This is a genomic window from Streptococcus sp. SM3, from assembly GCF_027497875.1.
On record NZ_JAJNSA010000028.1, the window covers coordinates 1 to 19,093 of the forward strand.

Here is a 19,093-nt window from a genome sequence, read left to right on the forward strand (position 1 = left end):
CAATGATTTAGGGTTGACCACCACGCCGTTTCCGATGACAGAGATCTTTTCAGGGAAGAAGATACCAGAAGGAATCAAGTGCAACTTGAACTTTTTGCCGTCGATTACGATGGTGTGTCCGGCATTGTCCCCACCTTGATAGCGAGCAATGACTTCTGCATTGGCTGATAGGAAGTCTGTAATCTTCCCTTTTCCTTCATCACCCCATTGGGTTCCTACTACAACAACTGATGTCATAATTCTTTTTCATATACCATAGATAGTTCCCTATCTATGCCTTTCTTCAAACTAGGGGCAGGAGTCTCACCTGCAAGTTTGTCTTACACTCTATTATAAGCAATTTTTGATGTTTTTTCAAGATCCACTCAGCTATCGTTTATTTTTCTCCTTCCTTTTTAAACCAACTTCTCTATGAAACTCGTCTTTTACTTGGAAATTGCTTCTTTCTAGAAATAACGTTCGGAATTTTCTTTTCTTCTTGCCCTTCTTCTGAAACGGCTGATTTTCGGAATTCTCCTTGCCCCCACTTTGCTTGATTTGTGCTAAAATAGTAGGTATGGACAAAATTATTAAAACTATCTCAGAAAGCGGCGCTTTTCGTGCCTATGTACTAGACAGTACAGAAACTGTACGAACAGCCCAAGAAAAACATCATACACAAGCTAGCTCCACGGTCGCACTTGGCCGTACCCTCATTGCCAGTCAAATCTTGGCAGCAAACGAGAAAGGAGATACTAAAATTACGGTCAAAGTCCTTGGGACTAGCTCACTTGGAGCCATCATCACCGTGGCAGATACCAAGGGAAATGTTAAAGGCTACGTACAAAATCCTGGAGTGGATATCAAGAAGACGGCAACTGGTGAAGTCCTGGTGGGACCATTTGTCGGAAACGGAGAATTCCTGGTCATCACTGACTATGGTACGGGAAATCCTTATAACTCCATGACCCCTCTTGTCACCGGTGAAATCGGAGAAGACCTGGCCTTTTATCTGACGGAAAGCCAACAAACACCTTCTGCAGTTGGACTCAATGTCCTTTTGGATGACGAAGACAAGGTTAAAGTGGCGGGTGGCTTCTTGCTTCAAGTCTTGCCAAATGCCAAGGAAGAAGAAATCGCGCGCTTTGAAAAACGCATCCAAAAAATGCCTGCTATCTCCACACTTTTGGAATCTGAAGACCATATTGAAGCTCTTCTTGCCGCTATCTATGGAGATGAACCTTTCAAACGCCTCTCTGAAGAAGAACTTCGCTTCCAGTGCGACTGCAGCCGTGAGCGTTTCTTGAATGCTTTAGCAAGTCTGCCAGCTAGTGATCTAAAAGAGATGAAAGATGAAGATCACGGTGCAGAGATTACCTGCCAATTCTGCCAAACACACTACCACTTTGACGAAAATGACTTGGAGGAACTCATTCGTGACAAATCTTAATACGCCATTTATGATCGGGAATGTCGAAATCCCTAACCGTACCGTCCTAGCCCCAATGGCCGGAGTGACCAACTCAGCTTTCCGGACCATTGCCAAAGAACTGGGGGCAGGGCTCGTTGTGATGGAAATGGTCTCTGACAAGGGAATCCAATACAACAATGAAAAGACGCTTCACATGCTCCATATCGATGAAGGAGAAAATCCTGTATCGATCCAACTCTTTGGAAGTGACGAAGATAGCCTCGCACGCGCAGCTGAATTTATCCAAGAAAATACCAAGACTGATATCGTCGATATCAACATGGGTTGCCCGGTGAATAAAATCGTCAAGAACGAGGCTGGTGCCATGTGGCTCAAGGACCCAGACAAGATTTACTCCATCATCAATAAGGTTCAATCCGTCCTTGATATCCCCCTCACTGTAAAAATGCGGACGGGTTGGTCAGATCCTTCTCTAGCAGTTGAAAATGCGCTCGCTGCTGAAGCTGCAGGTGTCTCTGCCCTTGCCATGCATGGACGGACTCGGGAGCAAATGTATACGGGGCATGCGGATCTTGAGACCCTTCACAAGGTTGCACAAGCTCTGACCAAGATTCCATTTATCGCAAATGGAGATATCCGTACGGTTCAAGATGCCAAACAACGGATCGAAGAAGTCGGTGCCGATGCGGTCATGATTGGTCGCGCTGCTATGGGCAATCCTTATCTCTTCAACCAAATCAATCACTACTTTGAAACAGGGGAAATCCTGCCTGATTTGACATTTGAAGACAAGATGAAGATTGCTTACGAACACTTGAAACGCTTGATCGATCTCAAAGGTGAGCACATTGCCGTTCGTGAATTCCGTGGCCTCGCCCCTCACTACCTCCGTGGTACCTCAGGTGCAGCCAAACTCCGTGGAGCCATCTCCCAAGCTAGCACTCTGGCTGAGATTGAAGAACTCTTACAATTAAAAGCATAGAAATACAAAAAACAGGACCTCATGTGAGGTCCTGTACTATTTTTAAATAAGTTAAGCAATTCGGCAAAGAAATATAAATATGTTTTAATTTTTTGAGCGAATCAAAAAAATACCGAAACTTTCCGCTGTGAGAAAAGTGCCTGAAACACGATTGTTTCAGGCACTCGGGAGTTTTGAGACCTTAGGCTCAAAACTAAGTCATGGAACTTCTTCGAAGTTCGCTGACGTCCGTACTCACCTAAGGAAAGTTTCTAAGATGACTTTGTCATTAATCTAAAACAGGACCTCACACGGGGTCCTGTTTCTATAGATTGTCTGTTTGCAGGCCAAGTTGTTTGACCCTTGCGGTGTAGTAGGTCATGATCAAAAAGAGGTTGGCTGTGATCAGCCAGATGGCCCATTGGTGAATGAAATGCATGAGGATGGCTACGCTAATAGCTCCAGCAACAAAGCTTCCAACAACAATCCCGTAATTCATGGCCTGACGCCGATACTCGTCCAAATCTCCCTTTCCTCGAGTGATTCGGTACAAGGCCGTCAGCATCTTGCGGTAATTGCCGGAAGTCATAAAGATCACATAAGGGTGATTTTCAATGAGGCTCCCTGTAAAGGTCAACATCATCATCCCTGTTCCAAAAGCAATAAAGGGAACTTCTACAGGTGGCATGACAGACACCAAGGGAATCAGGAGTGTCACCACAAACAAAGGAATTAACATCTTGGTCCGCCAAAAGGCTGTCTTGCGATACTCTTTGATATGGAGGGCAACCAAAAAGCCGATCGAGAAAAATAAAATAGATGAAAAACGCATGATGGTATTTTCGACACGGGGATCGTGCCAATCAGCGATGAGAAGCAGGAGGTTCCCCGTTTGGGTCGCGACCAAACTCCGATAGTGCATGTGGCAAAAGACATCGAGGCCTCCTCCGATAAAACCAAGCAGAGCCCCCATCAGTCGTGTATTTTGTGGTAAAATTATTTTTTCTTCCATAGTCTTGTCTCTTTTGATTTCAATTATGATTATTATACCACTTTGCACACAAGTGGAGCAGGAAAAATCAGAAAAAGCCCTTGGCTACTACTAGTAACTAAGGGCTGGTAGAATAAACCCCGCTCGATCTACTGTTTCAGGCGATAGGTCTTGCGTGGTTTTTTCTTAGGTACTCGCTTGACACCCACTTCTTCCACGAATTCTCCGAATTTTACGAGGAAGTTATTGCTAACGATGGGACGTCCTGGATTGATCAAATTGACCAATTCGGTTGCTTCATAAACGGTGAAAGGCTCCTCTAACAGATAGAGGAAGGTTGGATTCCAGTCGAGACGCCCCTGAATCCGCTTGATCGATTCTTGAATGATTTGATAGTGGTCAAAGGCAAAATCAGAAGCAGCTAAGGGTTCTCCATCAAGCAAACACTGGGATTTTTTGAAATCGACATCGAGAAAAACGACTTCCTTGGCATCGTCACCTGCATGGGCTAACTCTACTGCTTCTGCTGGCAGATAGACCAGATGGGCGATGGTAATGACCCAGCCTCTGGGGTCCCGCTCAGGGGTGGAAACGGTCATGAGTTGTTCCACCTTATTCACTGGCAGATCGAGCCCAACTTCTTCTTTGACTTCTCGGATGCAGGCATGAGTCGCATCTTCATCCTTGTTCACAAAGCCACCCACCAAGGCGAGGCGGTGTTGATAAGGGTGGGCCTTGCGGCGAATGGCTAAGAGCTTGAGCTGTCCATCAACAAAACAGTAAGCTACCATGTCCGCTGTGACACTTGGAGTTTCATAAGTCGGCAGGTCTTGCTCCTTGTACCACTTGAGAAAGTCTGCTTCACTAGCGACCGTCTCAAAATACTCTTTCTCCGTCATTCCTGCTGGAATTGAGAGACTTGCCATCTAAGCCACCTCCTTCTTGAGGGCTTTGGTCCATTGGTACCAGCCCACTAAACTATTGAGCGTGTAAACCCAGTACATCCCTTGAATGTGAAGACTCTGATCCCACCAGAGATAGATACTAAAGACGTTGGTCGCAATCCAGAAGATCCATTGCTCCCGGTAAAGGCGGGTCATTAGGAGCTGGCCGACCCCGTTGGTCGCATCGGTGATACTATCGCGGAAAGGGCGAGCGCTATGGATGCTCTGATACGCAAAGCCCATACCGATCCAAATCACAGCACACAAGGCCAAGTAGCGCATCCACTCGATTAAGTTCAATTTCTTGGCTTCAAAGTGAGATTCTTCGACCTTACCTTGATCATTGATCCGATTAGAGAGCCAAACATAGAGACCGATCGGTTGCATGATGAAGAAATAAAGAGTTGTCAGAACTTCCCCGTAGAAGTTCTTATTGAGGGCTAAAACGAGGTAGATCGCTGAATTCACTGCTCCAAAAAGGTAGTTACTAGCACGCCCTTCTGCAACCAGGATGACGCAGACAATGCCTGTCCAAGAGGCAAACAGTCCCAGCCAATCATGCTGTCCTGTCCGATTGGTCCATTCTAAGAAGAAGGGAACGCTGGAAAGAAGGAGGAGATAGATCCATTGAAAGGCTGTGCGTCCTACAAAAAGGTCCTTCCACAGGAGTTTCATAATATTGACAAAGCCTTGCTTTTTCGCTTCTTGGTGAACATTTCTAAAGTCTTGGCTAAAAGTTGCGAATTTTTGAGATAGGTTTTTCATAAGCTGCTCCTTAGTCGGCTTGGTAGATGGCATCGATCACCTTCTTGGCTTCTTCGTAGTTGCCGAGGTAGTCTGATGCGAGGAAAGTGGTCGGAATGTTTCCTAGGTATTGCTGGCGCAATTGGTCCAGGTAATTTGAAAAGCTGGTGCGGATCTCTTCGTCAGCCATGCTCATGTCTCGGAAACCATCATTGACATAAGAGCCGATCGGCTGGACAAAGAGGATCAAATCCCATTTTTCTTTGGAGAGAATACTGACAAAGAGGTTGTCGAAGGTATCGGTCATGCTGGTATCCTGACCTTCGACTTCCATGTAGTAGTCGTAATAACCCTTGGTCACCAGGGAATTGGTATCGGCGATGACAAGGCCTCGATTGGCACTACTATCGATGAGCTTAGAGGTTTGATCATACTGTCCTAAGAGTAGGTAATAGTAATCTTTTGGCGTGAGCTCATCATCTCGAACATTGTTCTTGATCTGGTATTCACGGGCATACTCAAGACTAACAGGTGCATCGTAAAAGCGGGCTAAGTCCTTTGCAAGGGTCGTTTTCCCGTTGCTGGCGCTCCCCATAATCAAAACTTTTTTTGTGAACTGGCGACGGAAGGGCTGAGCGATGTATTTCCAGTATTTGCTTGGATTTTCCCGGATCATGGTAGCAGAGATCCCGAAGCGACGCTCTTCTAAATGAACTTCAAACCCTCTCGCTTCCAACTCTTCCTTGTAAGCTTTCTCCCCTACATAAAAGATCAACTCTTCTGTCTCTGTTTGATACTGGATGGTGTCTAGGACTGTTTGTAACCAAGGCTCCCAGCCCAAGGGATAACGAGGAAGTTCTGTCTCATCTAACTTATAGACTTGGGTCAACTCATCATTAGAGAAGGCTTCGCGGATATAACGGAAGCGTTTTTGTAAGGTCAACCCCACTTCTTCGCCACGATCCCCTTCGTAACCAGAAACGATGACACGAACGCGATCACACTGACGCTTGGCCCGCTGGATCAGGTCAATATGCCCTTGATGAAGAGGCGCAAAGGTTCCAAAAACCAGGGCAATTCTTTCTTTTTTCATATAAGCTCCTTTTTATAATTTTTTATAAATAGGTTTTCTTTATGTTTTTATTATAAACTATATTTTCTATCTGTCAATAGTTTTTTATAAAAAAATATATTTTTCTTCAAATCAACAAAAAAAGATCTGAAAAGAGAAGCTTATCCTTTCAGATCTTTCGAATTTTATTCACGAGTGAGGGAGTGGCTAACACCGTCTTTAAGAACCGTCACACTAGATACAGAGCCATCTTTTCCAACTACGATATCTAGAGTCGCCGCAGACCCATCGCCTGCTGAGAGATTAGCATGGTAATGACCATCATCCAAGGTATAGTTATAAGCGCTGATACCATAGGCTACGGGTTGGCCCCCAGGAAGTTGGATGGTCACTTGACCACCTTGGCCAATAGTGACTCCAGTGTCGCGTTTGTCAGACCAATTCCCAGCTGCTGCAGAGAAATCCCCTGCTGCCACAGAATAGACTCCCTTGTATTGGGCATTCTCCGTAGCAGAAGCTTGCTTCTTAGCATGGGCATGGCCGTCTTCTAGACTTGGCAATTTTGCTTTCGCTGGTGTTGCTGGAGTGGCTACTTCTTTTGTTTCTTTTGTTACGGGTGCTGCTGGTGTTGCTTCTTTAGCTGGAGCAGGTGTTTGACTAGCTGCAGCTTGGTTATTTTTGCTACCAACGGTATGACTTTCTTCTGATTTGCTATCAGAGGATGAAGAGGCAATCGGATCTTTACTAGTGATCACTTTTTTCTTAGAAGAAGAACTTGTTTGTTTAACCTGACTGGTCTTTGAACTACTTGCTTCTGAAGTTTTTTCTTCTTTATTCCCACCACAAGCTCCTAGGAAAAGACTAGCTGTAAGAGCTAGCGCTGCTAGGGAAATGATTTTTTTGTTTTTCATAACAGAACCTCTTTTGTAACATTTGTAATATTTTGTAACATTATTGTAACACTGTTATATGAGGGTGTCAATAGTTTCTCAAATATTTTTCTAATTTGAAAGAAGTTTTAGGTAAATTCCTAAGGCATAGTAGAAAAAAGCCGGACAAACTAGCCGACTAGAGCACGTAGACAAACTGTTCTTTTATACAAATATAATACCTCCTATAAAGATAAAAAAATTTAATTCGTTAGGGGTACTCAATGATCTACTGAAACTTTCCGCTGTGAGAAAAGTGCTAGAAACACTATTGTTTCTAGCACTCGGGAGTTTTGGAACCTTAGGTCCAAAACTAAGTCATGGAACTTCTTCGAAGTTCGCTGACGTCCGTACTCACCTAAGGAAAGTTTCTAAGATAACTTTATCTTTAATCTGAAGCCGGACATACTGTCCAGCTTCTCATTATTTATACACTTCTTGATAGAATTCGATCTTGTCTCCTTTTTTAACGGTGGTTTCAGCAGCTCCTTTTGGAGCCATCTCGCCATTGATCTTGTACATCCAGTAAAGACCTTTGGATTCGTCTTGGCTGTGACCGTCAATCGAGGTGATCATGCCATTTTTTTCTTCAATCTTGTAGTTGGCTTTGAGCACTTTCATGAGGTTGCTCTCTTCTGCTACTTTCAAGGTTTTCGATTGCGCTTTTTGACCTTCTGGCGTCACGCTAATCGTAATCGAAATTTCGTTTTTCTTGGCAACTTCTGTGCTAGAAGCTGTTGGTTGATGGTTTGTGCTATGAGACGAAGCGCAACTCGCTAAAAGAAGAGTTGCAAGTAAGGTCATTAAGCTAGAAATGGTTTTTTTCAACATAAAATCTCCTAAAGATTTGATAAATAATGGGATAGAAAATGATCGTCGACAGAGCATGGGCAAGGTTAAAACTAAAACCATTGACCAAAGCATAGGTCCACCAAGGAATATGGTATATCAAGGCATAAACACTATCGATCAAGACCCCATAAGCAAAGGACAGTAGGCCCACAAAAAGGATCTGAAGGACAAAGGGCAACCACTTGTAACTGATGCGCCAAATGAGCATCAAACAGCCAAAGGCGACAATCTGAAAGAACACAATCAAGCTCATCCCCAGGAAAAAGGCAGAGACAAACATGGTGATCATCATCACAAGAAAAGCAAAGCTATACCCTTCAAATATCACCAAGAGAAAAAAGACAGCAGAAATAGGTTGGACATTTGGGAAAGGGGCAAAAGCCTGACGTAGAGCGACACAAAGGGCCGCCAAAAGCGAAATACGGGTTAATCGCTGAAGCGTCATGACGTCCTCCTAGACAATCTCGAACTTGATCGTTCCAGCTGTCGTTCCAACCTTGATCGTTTGCCCTTCTTGGGCTTGACCTTTCAGCAATAGCTCTGCTAGTTGATCTTCCACTTCGGTCTGCAAGACACGACGCAGTGGGCGAGCTCCCATTTCTGGATCGTAGCCTTTGGTTGCTAGCAACTTGAGCGCTGAAGGCTGGAATTTGAGGGTCATGCCTTGTTCGGCCAAGGTCGCGATGAGCGGTTTGACCATGACTTTCACCACCTGCTGCATGTCCTCGCTGGATAGGCTATGGAAGACCACCTTTTCATCAATCCGGTTGATAAACTCTGGACGATAGGTCTTCTTCAACTCTTCAAACATGCGTTTTTCCATATTGGCTTGGTCAAAGCGGATATCTTTGGCACCAAAGCCAACTGTCTTATCATCCCGAAGGGCTGTTGCTCCCAGGTTTGAGGTCATGATGATAATGGTATTGGAGAAGTCGATCTTCCGGCCTTTGCTATCGGTTAAGACTCCGTCATCCAAGACTTGCAAAAGGACATTGAAAATATCTGGGTGGGCTTTTTCCACCTCATCAAATAAGAGAACTGAATACGGTTTGTTGCGGACTTTTTCTGTCAACTCGCCTCCTTCTTCGTAGCCCACATAGCCTGGAGGGGCTCCGTTGAGGCGACTGGCCGCGAATTTTTCCATGTACTCACTCATATCAAAACGGATGAGGGCCGATTCATCATCAAACAGAACTTCCGCCAAAGCTTTGGCTAACTCTGTTTTTCCGACACCGGTAGGTCCTAAGAACATGAAAGAACCGATCGGACGTTTATTGCTACGGATACCTGATTGATTGCGTCGAATAGCCCGACTGATACTCGAAACGGCTTGGTCTTGACCAATCACGCGCTTGTGCAATTCTGTTTCTAAGTTGAGGTACTTCTTGGCATCGGTTTGAGTCAGTTTTTGAGTTGGAATACCCGATAATTGGCTCAAGGTCACCAAGACATCTTGGTCAGTGACTTCTTTTTTGTAGACAACGGGAGCGGCCTCTACTTCTAAGAGCTGGGCTGCTTTCTTCCACCTGCCATCCATCAAAGCCCGATCCAAGGCGGTCAACTCTTCCTTTACATGACCGTTGGAATCGCGGTTTTGTACAGTAGCTGCCGCTTCATCCAAGAGATCAATGGCCGAATCTGGCAATTGACGGCTGGTCAAATAGCGGTGGGCATATTTGACAGCTGTTTCGATCGCTTCATCGGTAATGGTCACATGATGGTGGTCCTGGTAGGTTTCTTTCAAGCCTTGGAGAATTTGGATGCTATCTGCAACACTTGGCTCTTCAATGGTGACTTTCGCAAAACGCCGAGAGAGGGCCGCGTCTTTTTCGATATGCTTTTGGTACTCATCTTGGGTCGTTGCCCCAACTGTACGCAAGGTTCCCCGTGCTAGAGCTGGTTTTAAAATATTGGCTGCGTCTAAGGTCGAATCAATGCCGGATCCAGACCCCATAATGGTATGCAGTTCATCAATAAAGAGAATCACGTGACCGTCTTCTTCGATGTCCTGGATGATATTGTTCATCCGTTCTTCGAAGTCCCCACGGAAGCGCGTCCCTGCAACGACATTCATGAGATCCAATTCAAGGACACGCATTTGCGCGATTTCAGCTGGAACATGGCCACTAGCGACCCGCTGGGCCAGGCCTAAGGCAAGAGCTGTCTTTCCGACCCCTGCTTCTCCCACCAATACAGGATTGTTCTTCGTCTTGCGGCTGAGGATTTGGATCATGCGTGAAATCTCTGCATCCCGACCAATCACAGGCTCAAGCTGGCCTGCCCGCGCCATTTCTGTCAAATCACGGGTATAGTCTTCAAGACCTCCACTTGTACTTGGGGGCATGCCCATCATATTCCCCATGGTTTGGCGGTTAGGGTTTTGAGCCCGATAAAGACTCCGGATAGCTTTAATATCATTTTTGTCCCAGCCTGCCTTGTCTTCTAGATTCTTTCGAAGGGAAGCAACGGGAACACCCTTGTCTTGCTCTGTAAAGGCAAAGCCGGCAAACTCCATGACTTGGCTAGCCAAGGTCCCACGGTCCGCTAGAAGAGAGAGGAGCACATGCTCTGTTCCCAAGGTCTTGGCATGAAGGACCTGGGCAATCTCCTTTGCGTGCTTCATCATCGCTTCCATCCGATAAGAAAATGGGAAGATTTCATACCGATTGTCGCTTTGAAAAGCCTGGCCTGTAATATGCTCCGCTGCATCCTGAAATTCGTCAATCTGCATAGGATAATCGTTGAGTACAGAACCTGCCACGCTATAGGGATTATTAGCCATGGCCGTCAAAAGATGCCAAGTGTCTAAGGTATTCCCTTGATAGTGGCCTGCTAGTATTTGGGCCGCTTCTATACTTTCTAACAGTGCTGTTGAATAGTTCATCTAGTCGGTATTTCCTTTTCTATCTACTTGTTGAATGATTTTTTTCAGCATATTTGCTCGTATGATGAGAGCATCTCGACCTAGAACCTCATCGGAGGTCGTCGCAAAGAACAGCTGAGTCTCACGTTTTGTCAATAATTTTTCTTCATGGAGCATCTGGAGGATATCCTGGAAGACCTGCTGGCTGATGGTCTCTCCAATATTGGCTGCCAAGTCTTGGAGCATCTGATGGTGATCTGAAAACTGGACCTTGCCAATACGGATATAACCGCCACCACCGCGTTTACTTTCTACAATATAGCCTCGACTCTCGGTAAAGCGGGTCTTAATGACATAGTTAATCTGACTGGGTACGACCTGAAAGACATCTGCCAACTCACTTCTTTTGAGCTCTGCCATGCCAGCTTGAGCCAGCAAGGCCTTGATATAAGCTTCAATGCTATCAGATGTGTTCTTATTTGCCATGATGCTCCTTTCTGACTTGTTTTCTTCTAGATAGATGCTCTACTCTTTAGCGCATAAAGATGCCCTTGGAGTGTTTGTTTTGATCATTGACCTTATTTGACTATTATACAATTTTTATGGCTGTAAATAAAGCAAAGACTCTATGGAAATAGGAATCTCTTAATAAGACAAAATAAAAGAGGCTAGTGAGAACTAACCTCTTATGAGAAGAATCAACTACTCTTTGCGACGAGCGAATTTCTCACCACATTCACAAAACCTTTCTTTGAATATCGGTTTAAGCTTCTTTCCATTTCGACTGTTGAACTACTTCCTCCATCACTTGGACTGTCAGCTCTGGAATAAAGCCGACCAGACTTCCTTGATCCGGATGCAACAATTTGACCTTAAAGTCATAGACATCTGTCGCCTTGCCTGAAAAATCAAGGGTTGGGACTTGGACTGTTTTTTCTGTCTCTCCATCTGCAAACTCAAGAGTGACGTTGGTATCTTTGTAGACCTTGCCATGAACCCCTGTTCCTGGTTCTGTGATTAATTTAAGACTAGTGCTTCCTTTAGAGCCACCTTTTCTCTTGACGACGACTTGCGCTGGGTCGCCTTTCTTAACAGCTAGAGTTGGCTGAGCAAACTCAAAGAGACCCTTTTCTTGGTTATTGAGGGCATAAATTCCTTCCGTTGCGATCGCATCTCCCTTGCTATTGACTAATGTCAAGGTGTGGGCTCCTGCTTTCAAATCCGGTGTTTCATAAACCTTTTGGCTGCGTTTGCGGCTTGGGCTTTGGGTATTGACCGTCGCTAGCTTTTGGCCATCGACATAGACATCCATTTCCCCATGACCAGGGTCTACGGTTGCGACCACATAGGCCTTGGTCCCTTCGAACTGATAGGTCACCGAAGCTCCCTTTTCCTTGGTCCACATAGAGGTGCCTCGAACGCCTTCTCCCTCTTCATTCCATTGGCTATTGGCACGGTCAGCAGTCCGGTCTAAATGATAGGTCAAACCAAGCGGATAGCCATCCGTTTCTTCAATGCTAGCTGGCGTCTTATAGACAGAGACGCCATTCAAGATTGGAGTGGCTTGGGCATCGGTGATGGACACCCGGAGGTAGCGGCTATCAACTGGTTGCCCTTTGATCAAACGGCGGTATCCAACGGTTGACCCAGCCCCAAAAGGAACCCATTGCCCATTCACCGCTACATCGATGGTGAAACCGGAAATCCGTTGGCCTTTCTCGATGGTTTCTTTGAGCTCTACCACATCAAAATATTGCTCTTTTCCAAGATCGAGGACAAAAGATCCGGTCTTGGCATCATCGGCAGGTGCCCAACTGGTCTTCTCATCTCCATCCGTCAAATGGCTGGCTGAGTAATGAGCATTGCGCCGTGTCGAGTCAGCTTCTACCAAAGCGCCCGCCGCATAGTCCACGCTGTAGAGTTGGTCTAAGGTCTGACGGAATTCTTTCAAACGCGCCACATCCGCATCCGCAAATTTTCCGTCTTGGTTCGGTGGAATATTGAGCAAGAGTGGAGTTCCACGGCCAACCGATTTGAAGTAAATGTCCATCAATTCGCGCAAGGACTTAGGCTCTTGATTGTCATGGTAGAACCAGCCGGAGCGAATGGAAACATCGGCTTCTCCCACTGAGTATTGCTTCCCTTCTGGATCCCCGTGATTGAGGTAACTGTTGGATGGATTGTTGCGAATCTTATCCGGATTGACCTTATGCCAAACTGGATCTCCGGCAATCCCCTTTTCATTTCCGATCCAACGAACATTGGTCGGCTCAGCTGAGAAGATGGCAATATCCCCTTGGGCCTTGCGGATGGCATCAAACCACTTATCGAAGGTATAGGTGACTTTTTGAGCCCCATCGCCACGCGCTCCATCCATCCAGACTTCCACGAACTTGCCCTTGTTTCCATATTTTGGATCTTCAAGGATTTCTTTGAGCTGGTTGAGATAGTATTCGTTATATTGGTCCTCTGTATCCACATGGTAGAGCGGGCTGTGAGCATCCCAAGGGGAGAGGTAGACCCCCATATCCATGTCACACTTGCTAGCAGAAGCTGAAACTTCAGCTAGGACATCGCCTTTTCCTTCCTTCCAACCACTTTTGGCAATGGTATGGTCGGTGTATTTAGAAGGGTACAAGAGGAAGCCATCGTGGTGCTTGACGACCATGATGGTCCGTTTGAAGCCCGCCTCTTTCAGGGTTTTGATCCACTGATCGGTATCCAGATGCTCTGGATAGAAATCATAAGGATCTTCTTGCCCATCTCCCCACTCCCGATCGTAGTAGGTATTCATCCCAAAATGGATGAAGGCTGCTAGTTCTTCGCGGTGGTATTGCATTTGGGCCTTGCTTGGAAGCGGACCATAGTCTGCAATCTCAGGCTCCTCATCTAGAGAGGTAGCTGGTTGGGTGGCTTCTGTCCCTTGGCTAACTGTGCGGTTTTCTTTCTCACTCGTTGCAACTGAGGAATGCCCTGATTCTTCTTGGTGCTCGTTCACAGTTGTTTCCTCCTATCTTTGCTTTTTAACATATCTCATTTTGATCGCCGGTGACTCTCACTATTTTGAGCTTGCTCATATTTAGTTATTTGAACAAAAAGCCCAAAGATAAGCTAGTGATTGTCTTTATCTTCAAGTATCCTAGACTGTTTCAACTGTTCGGCATCATTGATTAAGTGTAGGCGGTATTCTTGTAAGATGGTGCCATCTTCTGCTTTGTGGATGACGCGGATTGGATCACCTTCATGGACGCTTGGCACAACCGTTGCAAGACCGTGATGGCTAGCTGTTGCTTCCACTTGTGGATAAGCCCGATCACGCGCATCGATGTAGTAATCTGTCACACTTGGGTTGACACCTGGCAAGATATCGCCATTAACACGAATGGTCAGCTGACTCTTTTCTTCTGCTGCAACCTTATTGGCAAAGATCTGAATCTCTGAAATAGAGCTTCCACGTTTACCTTCTGGTGTCTTCATACGGATCCGAACGGCATAGGTGTCGACTTTATCAAAACTGAAATGATTCATCTTACCAGCTGCTACTCGTTCTTCAACGGTTAGGTTGCTGACTTCTTTCCAGTTAGCTGGGTTGTTAAATGGATGGTCTGTTTCGTCTTTGACCCGATTTGGATTGCTTGGTACTGCTGGGATTTGTTCCCCTGTATAGTACTCAATCACATACTCACTTGGAGCCCCAACGCCGTGGTCTTCGTGGAAACCAACATGGAGGTTGTCCACTGCTCGCTTGGTCAAGATACCAGAGTCCCCAAACAAGATCCCGACAGAATCTTCCGCATTGTCACGGCCCCAGTTGGTCCAACGGTTAGCTGGAGCATCGGTAAAGGAGATGACCTTATCATTGACCTTAGCAACTGGATCTGCATCGTTAGAGTCGCTTGCAAAAGCGAGTGGCAAGACTGATCCTGTCCATTGTTCTGCTACGTTGGCTCCCTTGACTGTGTTTGCGGAAACACGAATATGAAGACGCGTTGGAAGATCCGTTCCTTCTACTCGACCGGAGAGGACAACTTCTCCTTCTTGGGCCAAGAGTTGCGGATCGACCGCATCCCATACTATCTTGGCAGCATAGGTCTTGCCATTGGAATGATAAGTCCGCACGCTTTCTGGAAGTGCTGGTTTTTCTCCGACTGGAGTGGTGGTGCTGACTTCTTCTACAGCGATAATGCCTTCAACGGTGACTTGAGCTTGGGCTTCTTTTTCCACACCTTCTACATGACCGGTGACTGTAAAGCTATGGTAATTCTTGACTTGATCTGCTGTCACAGCATCCCAGATCACGCGTTTTTCTTTCGGGAATCCCTTGTCATACTCGACCAAAACTGTCTCTGGAAGAGCTGGCAACACGTTTTGATCGGTACTGATTCGTACAGGACGCACCTTCACAACAGTCTTTTCTTCAGGATTTGGTGTGATGGTAAAGCTTACTTCTCCTGTTTGTCCTTGGAAGTTGGCTTCTAAATGAACCAATCCTGCTTCCCGCAGTTCCAAACCTTTCTTGCTTGCAACCGCTTTTCCTTGACTACCAGCTGTTGTTTTGATATCGATTTGATCTGCTTTCAGACTTGCTAGACTGCCATCTTGGTAATGGGCAATGACTTCAAGTGGTATCGTTTGGTCTTCCTTGAGTTCCTGTCCTTCTGGCAGACGCAATTCTAAACGCTCAATCTGTGGACTTTCTTCCTGGAATTGGACCACATAGGTCTGTACAACTCCCGTATTCTTAGCAGTAACATAGATTTGAGCCTTCAAACCATTTTCTCGATTGGCTTGTAGGACCGTCATTTGAGCATTTTCTGCACTTGCTGTGACTTGACCTGGCTCTTGACCATAAGTTAGCGAACGGAAAATGGTATGGTTACCACTGCCAAATTTTGGAAGAGCTACTCCATCTAGCTGAACCGTTGGTTTCTTAGCCTTGGCTACATCTCCTCCTGCAACCACTAGTGTTGCTTGAACCGTTTCCCCATTGCCTAGGAGTCCTGTCGCTTTCAAGCGTGCTCCTGGTGTGGACAACTGATCTTCTTGACCAGCTTCCAAGGTCCATTGATCAACTTCATCGCTAACTGTTCGGCCATCTGTGAAGACCAATTGCACAGTCTTATCCACTGTCGCTAGGTCTGCTCCCTGCGGGATTTGTTTGATAACTGGAAGGACTTGTTCCACGCCGATCACATCAACCAGAGCTTCGACCGTGCGTCCTTGAACATGACCTGTCACACGAACTTGGCCTGCACGACTATAGTCTGCTTTGTCCCACTCAATGGCTTCTTCTTGGGCCTTGCCATCGCTATAGACCACATTGACCTTACTTGGTAAAGCTGGCTCTTCTCCCAGATAAGCGCTTTGTTGAACGGGTTCCACACCCAATACGGTGCGTTCCGCTTGGTCCTTCTTACCTGTAAAGAGGCTGACTTGGTCTGATTGCAAGCGGTCTGAGTCTGCATACAGAGTAAAGGCACCCGCCTGCTCAGTTGATTTGACAATGACCGCCCCTTTGCCGTTAAAGGCTTTGCGTTGCCATGAGCCATCTGCCTGTGCTTTGTAGCGCTCACGGCTGGCTTGTTCTCCGTTGTCGACACCGACAATTTGGCCCTGTCCATGCAAATGGAAATGCACCACATTATTGGCAGTTGGCACGACACGGCCTGCTTCATCGACAATTTCATAGGTAATATAGGTCAAATCCTTACCGTCTGCTGCAATCGCATGTTCTTCTTTCAACAAGCGAACACCTGCAGCCTTGCCGGCTGTTTCGACTTGATCTTTCGCAATCACGTCGCCTGCTTCGTTGCGGGCAATGGCTTCCACCTTACCTGGCACATAAGGAACCAACCACTCTAGATAGAGTTCATCCGGATTTGCCCCTTCTTGGTAAGTCCGGCCATCAGCTGTGGTCTTCTTGGTAAAGGTCTTCACTCCTTGTGATTCCCCATTGACAATCAATTCCACACTGTTGGCATTGGAGAAGGTCCGAACAGGAATCCGACCTTCTTCATCCATGACACGATTGGCCAATTCTGGGTTGTCCCAGTTCCAATGCGGCAAGAGATGCACCATCGGATGCTTTTCAGCCGATACCCATTGACTTTGGTAGAGGTAAAAATCATTCTTTGGAAGACCTGCCGTATCGACAATACCGAAGTAAGAACTTTTCACAGGTGTGGCATTTTGGTTGTGCCATGGTGTTGGCTCACCGATATAGTCTGTACCTGTCCAGATAAATTGCCCTGCATAGCCGGCATGATCGCGGTCAAAGATCCAAGAGGCTGTCGCTGTCCGCCCCCAACCAACCCGGTCATTACCGTAGTCTGATTGTTCATAGTGGCGGTCTTCTTGGTTGCTACCGACCCATTCTCTTTCAGGGTGATAGTATGAGCCCCGTGTCCGCGTCGCAGAAGAGGTTTCAGAACCATAAATGAGCCAGTTTGGGTGTTTCGCTCGTAGGCTTTCATAGTTGGCCTCTGAATAGTTAAATCCAACTGCATCGAGCTCTGCCGCTACCTTTTCATGCCCTCCTGATCCATCACCAAAGCGGAATTTATCAGCTCCCATGGTGACATAGCGAGTTGCATCCACGTCCTTGATGGTCTTGACCAAGCGACGAACGGTTGCGACAGATTTGTCTGAACCATCTGCTTCACCGACTTCGTTACCGATTGACCACATGACAATGGCTGGATTGTTCTTGTCCCGCTCTACCATGGTCCGTAGATCGTAATCGGACCAAGTATCCCCCTTACGAGCTTCTGGGTGAGTGGCATCCTTTTCAAAGAAACGACCGTAATCGTATTGCTTCTTGCCACCATACCAGGTATCAAAAGCTTCTTCTTGGACCATCAAGCCCAACTCAGCCGCAATCTTTAAGGTTTGTTCACTCGCTGGGTTGTGGGTCGTCCGAATCGCATTGACTCCCATGTCCTTCATCTGTTTGAGACGGCGGTATTCAGCCTTGTAATTTTCCTCAGCTCCAAGAGCCCCGTGGTCATGGTGAAGAGATACCCCGTGGAATTTCGTCGCCACCCCATTGAGGAAGAAGCCACCTTCTGGCGTCCAGTTCAGATAGCGATAGCCAAAGCGTTCCTTTTGCACATCGACCAACTGCGAATTCCGATAAACCCGCGTATACAAGGTATAGAGAGCTGGATGATCCGTTTTCACATCCCAGAGGGTTGGTTTTTCAACATGCAAGGTTTGAGATAGGTTGATCGCTTGACCTGCTAGAATAGCTTGTTCTTCAGTGCGCGTTTTTTCGCTCACCACTTGGCCATTTTGATCGACAATTTCATATTCCGCATAAATACTATGGGCTTGATCATCCTGGTTGACAATGCGGCTCTTCACCACCGTATCTACTGCCCCATTTTGCTGTTTTTCCAACTGAGGGGTCGTAATCGTAGTCCCATACTGCGCTAAATGAACCTTGTCCGTTACACTCAGCTTAACATCCCGGTAAATCCCACTACCAGAATACCAACGGCTACTTGGTTGTTGATTGACCACATGAACGGCGATGGTATTCTCGCTTCCATCCACATTCAAATAAGGAGTAATATCATAAGAAAAGGCATTGTAGCCATTTGGATAATGACCGACGAATTGTCCGTTTACATAGACTTTGGAATCCATATAAACCCCGCCAAATTCCAAGCGGACCTTCTTATCTAGATCTTTGTCGTCCAAACGGAAGGTCTTACGATACCAAGCATCCCCACCGTTTAATTGCCCCCCTTCATTTTGAGCAGGAGAGTTGTGATCGAAATCAAAGAAAATAGACCAGTCATGAGGAAGATCTAATTTTTTCCAATCCTTGACATCCACTTGACGCCCTTCTGCACCAGGAGCTGCATTTAATTTAAAATACCAATCTTTATTAAAATCACGTTCTCGATCTTGCACAATATCCTCCGCTACACGATTTTGATCTGGAGCAGCTGTTGCTTCCGTTCCTGTAGCACGCTCAGATGAAGTAGAAACAGGCTGGCCTTCGCCTTGAGGCGCTGGCTTTTCCTCAGCTCTGGTAGGGGTGATGATAGCTGGAGCTTCTGAAACCCTTGCACCAGCTCCAGGAACTTCCGCTTCTGAATTTTCCGTCACAACACTTGGTGTCTCCATCGAAGTCGGCTCACTTTCGAGGGCTGGCTTTTCTTCCGCATGAACCCTTGAAAGACCCAAGGCAGAAATCCCAATCACAACAGAACAAGCTCCAACAGAGAGCTTACGAATACTAAAAACAGGACGCTTTTCAAAAAAAGACTTTCCCATAAAAACCTCCTCTTAGGATTAACTATTCAATTTGTAAGCGCTT

13 protein-coding genes and 1 pseudogene are annotated in these 19,093 nt (G+C 46.3%); 2 read left to right on the top strand and 12 right to left on the bottom strand.

The window, feature by feature from the left end:
- Nucleotides 1–237, bottom strand: a 237-nt coding sequence (locus PAN06_RS06060) for an adenylosuccinate synthetase (RefSeq protein WP_269795867.1), incomplete at its 3' end; no start/stop codon positions are given.
- Nucleotides 238–556: 319 nt separating this feature from the next.
- Between PAN06_RS06060 and hslO the strand changes: the two genes are divergently transcribed.
- Complete coding sequence (gene hslO, locus PAN06_RS06065) at nt 557–1,429, top strand: Hsp33 family molecular chaperone HslO (protein WP_049471950.1); 873 nt, start codon at nt 557–559, stop codon at nt 1,427–1,429.
- Nucleotides 1,416–2,393, top strand: a complete 978-nt coding sequence (gene dusB / locus PAN06_RS06070) for a tRNA dihydrouridine synthase DusB (protein ID WP_049471951.1) — start codon at nt 1,416–1,418, stop codon at nt 2,391–2,393. The genes hslO and dusB overlap by 14 nt, the downstream gene beginning before the upstream one ends.
- 304 nt (nt 2,394–2,697) lie before the next feature.
- Here dusB and PAN06_RS06075 read toward each other — a convergent pair whose 3' ends face one another.
- The 11 genes and pseudogenes from PAN06_RS06075 to PAN06_RS06125 all read right to left on the bottom strand — a co-directional run.
- A complete protein-coding gene (locus tag PAN06_RS06075; RefSeq protein ID WP_070665058.1) occupies nt 2,698–3,384 on the bottom strand; it encodes a YoaK family protein in 687 nt (228 codons plus the stop codon).
- A 128-nt stretch (nt 3,385–3,512) separates the two neighbouring features.
- Nucleotides 3,513–4,289, bottom strand: coding sequence for an NUDIX hydrolase (locus PAN06_RS06080; RefSeq protein WP_269795868.1), 777 nt, complete (start codon nt 4,287–4,289; stop codon nt 3,513–3,515).
- Entirely contained in the window at nt 4,290–5,072 is a 783-nt protein-coding gene (gene pnuC / locus PAN06_RS06085) for a nicotinamide riboside transporter PnuC (protein WP_045759990.1), read from the bottom strand.
- 10 nt (nt 5,073–5,082) lie between these two features.
- Nucleotides 5,083–6,144: an AAA family ATPase gene (locus PAN06_RS06090; RefSeq protein ID WP_269795869.1), complete on the bottom strand. Its 1,062-nt coding sequence runs from the start codon at nt 6,142–6,144 to the stop codon at nt 5,083–5,085.
- A 164-nt stretch (nt 6,145–6,308) separates the two neighbouring features.
- Nucleotides 6,309–7,034, bottom strand: coding sequence for a hypothetical protein (locus PAN06_RS06095; RefSeq protein ID WP_023919822.1), 726 nt, complete (start codon nt 7,032–7,034; stop codon nt 6,309–6,311).
- A 441-nt stretch (nt 7,035–7,475) separates the two neighbouring features.
- Entirely contained in the window at nt 7,476–7,883 is a 408-nt protein-coding gene (locus PAN06_RS06100; protein WP_269795870.1) for a DUF4430 domain-containing protein, read from the bottom strand.
- The gene (locus PAN06_RS06105) at nt 7,861–8,349 is read right to left on the bottom strand and encodes a hypothetical protein (protein WP_003009025.1); all 489 of its coding nucleotides are present in this window, start codon (nt 8,347–8,349) and stop codon (nt 7,861–7,863) included. Before PAN06_RS06105 ends, PAN06_RS06100 begins: the two co-directional genes overlap by 23 nt.
- A gap of 9 nt (nt 8,350–8,358) precedes the next feature.
- The gene (locus PAN06_RS06110) at nt 8,359–10,788 is read right to left on the bottom strand and encodes an ATP-dependent Clp protease ATP-binding subunit (protein WP_269795871.1); all 2,430 of its coding nucleotides are present in this window, start codon (nt 10,786–10,788) and stop codon (nt 8,359–8,361) included.
- Complete coding sequence (locus PAN06_RS06115) at nt 10,789–11,253, bottom strand: CtsR family transcriptional regulator (protein WP_269795872.1); 465 nt, start codon at nt 11,251–11,253, stop codon at nt 10,789–10,791.
- 277 nt (nt 11,254–11,530) lie between these two features.
- The gene (locus tag PAN06_RS06120) at nt 11,531–13,765 is read right to left on the bottom strand and encodes an alpha-L-fucosidase (RefSeq protein ID WP_269795873.1); all 2,235 of its coding nucleotides are present in this window, start codon (nt 13,763–13,765) and stop codon (nt 11,531–11,533) included.
- 143 nt (nt 13,766–13,908) lie between these two features.
- Nucleotides 13,909–19,050 (bottom strand): annotated as a pseudogene (locus PAN06_RS06125) (Ig-like domain-containing protein); the annotation flags it as partial.
- Between the last annotated feature and the right edge of the window lie 43 nt (nt 19,051–19,093).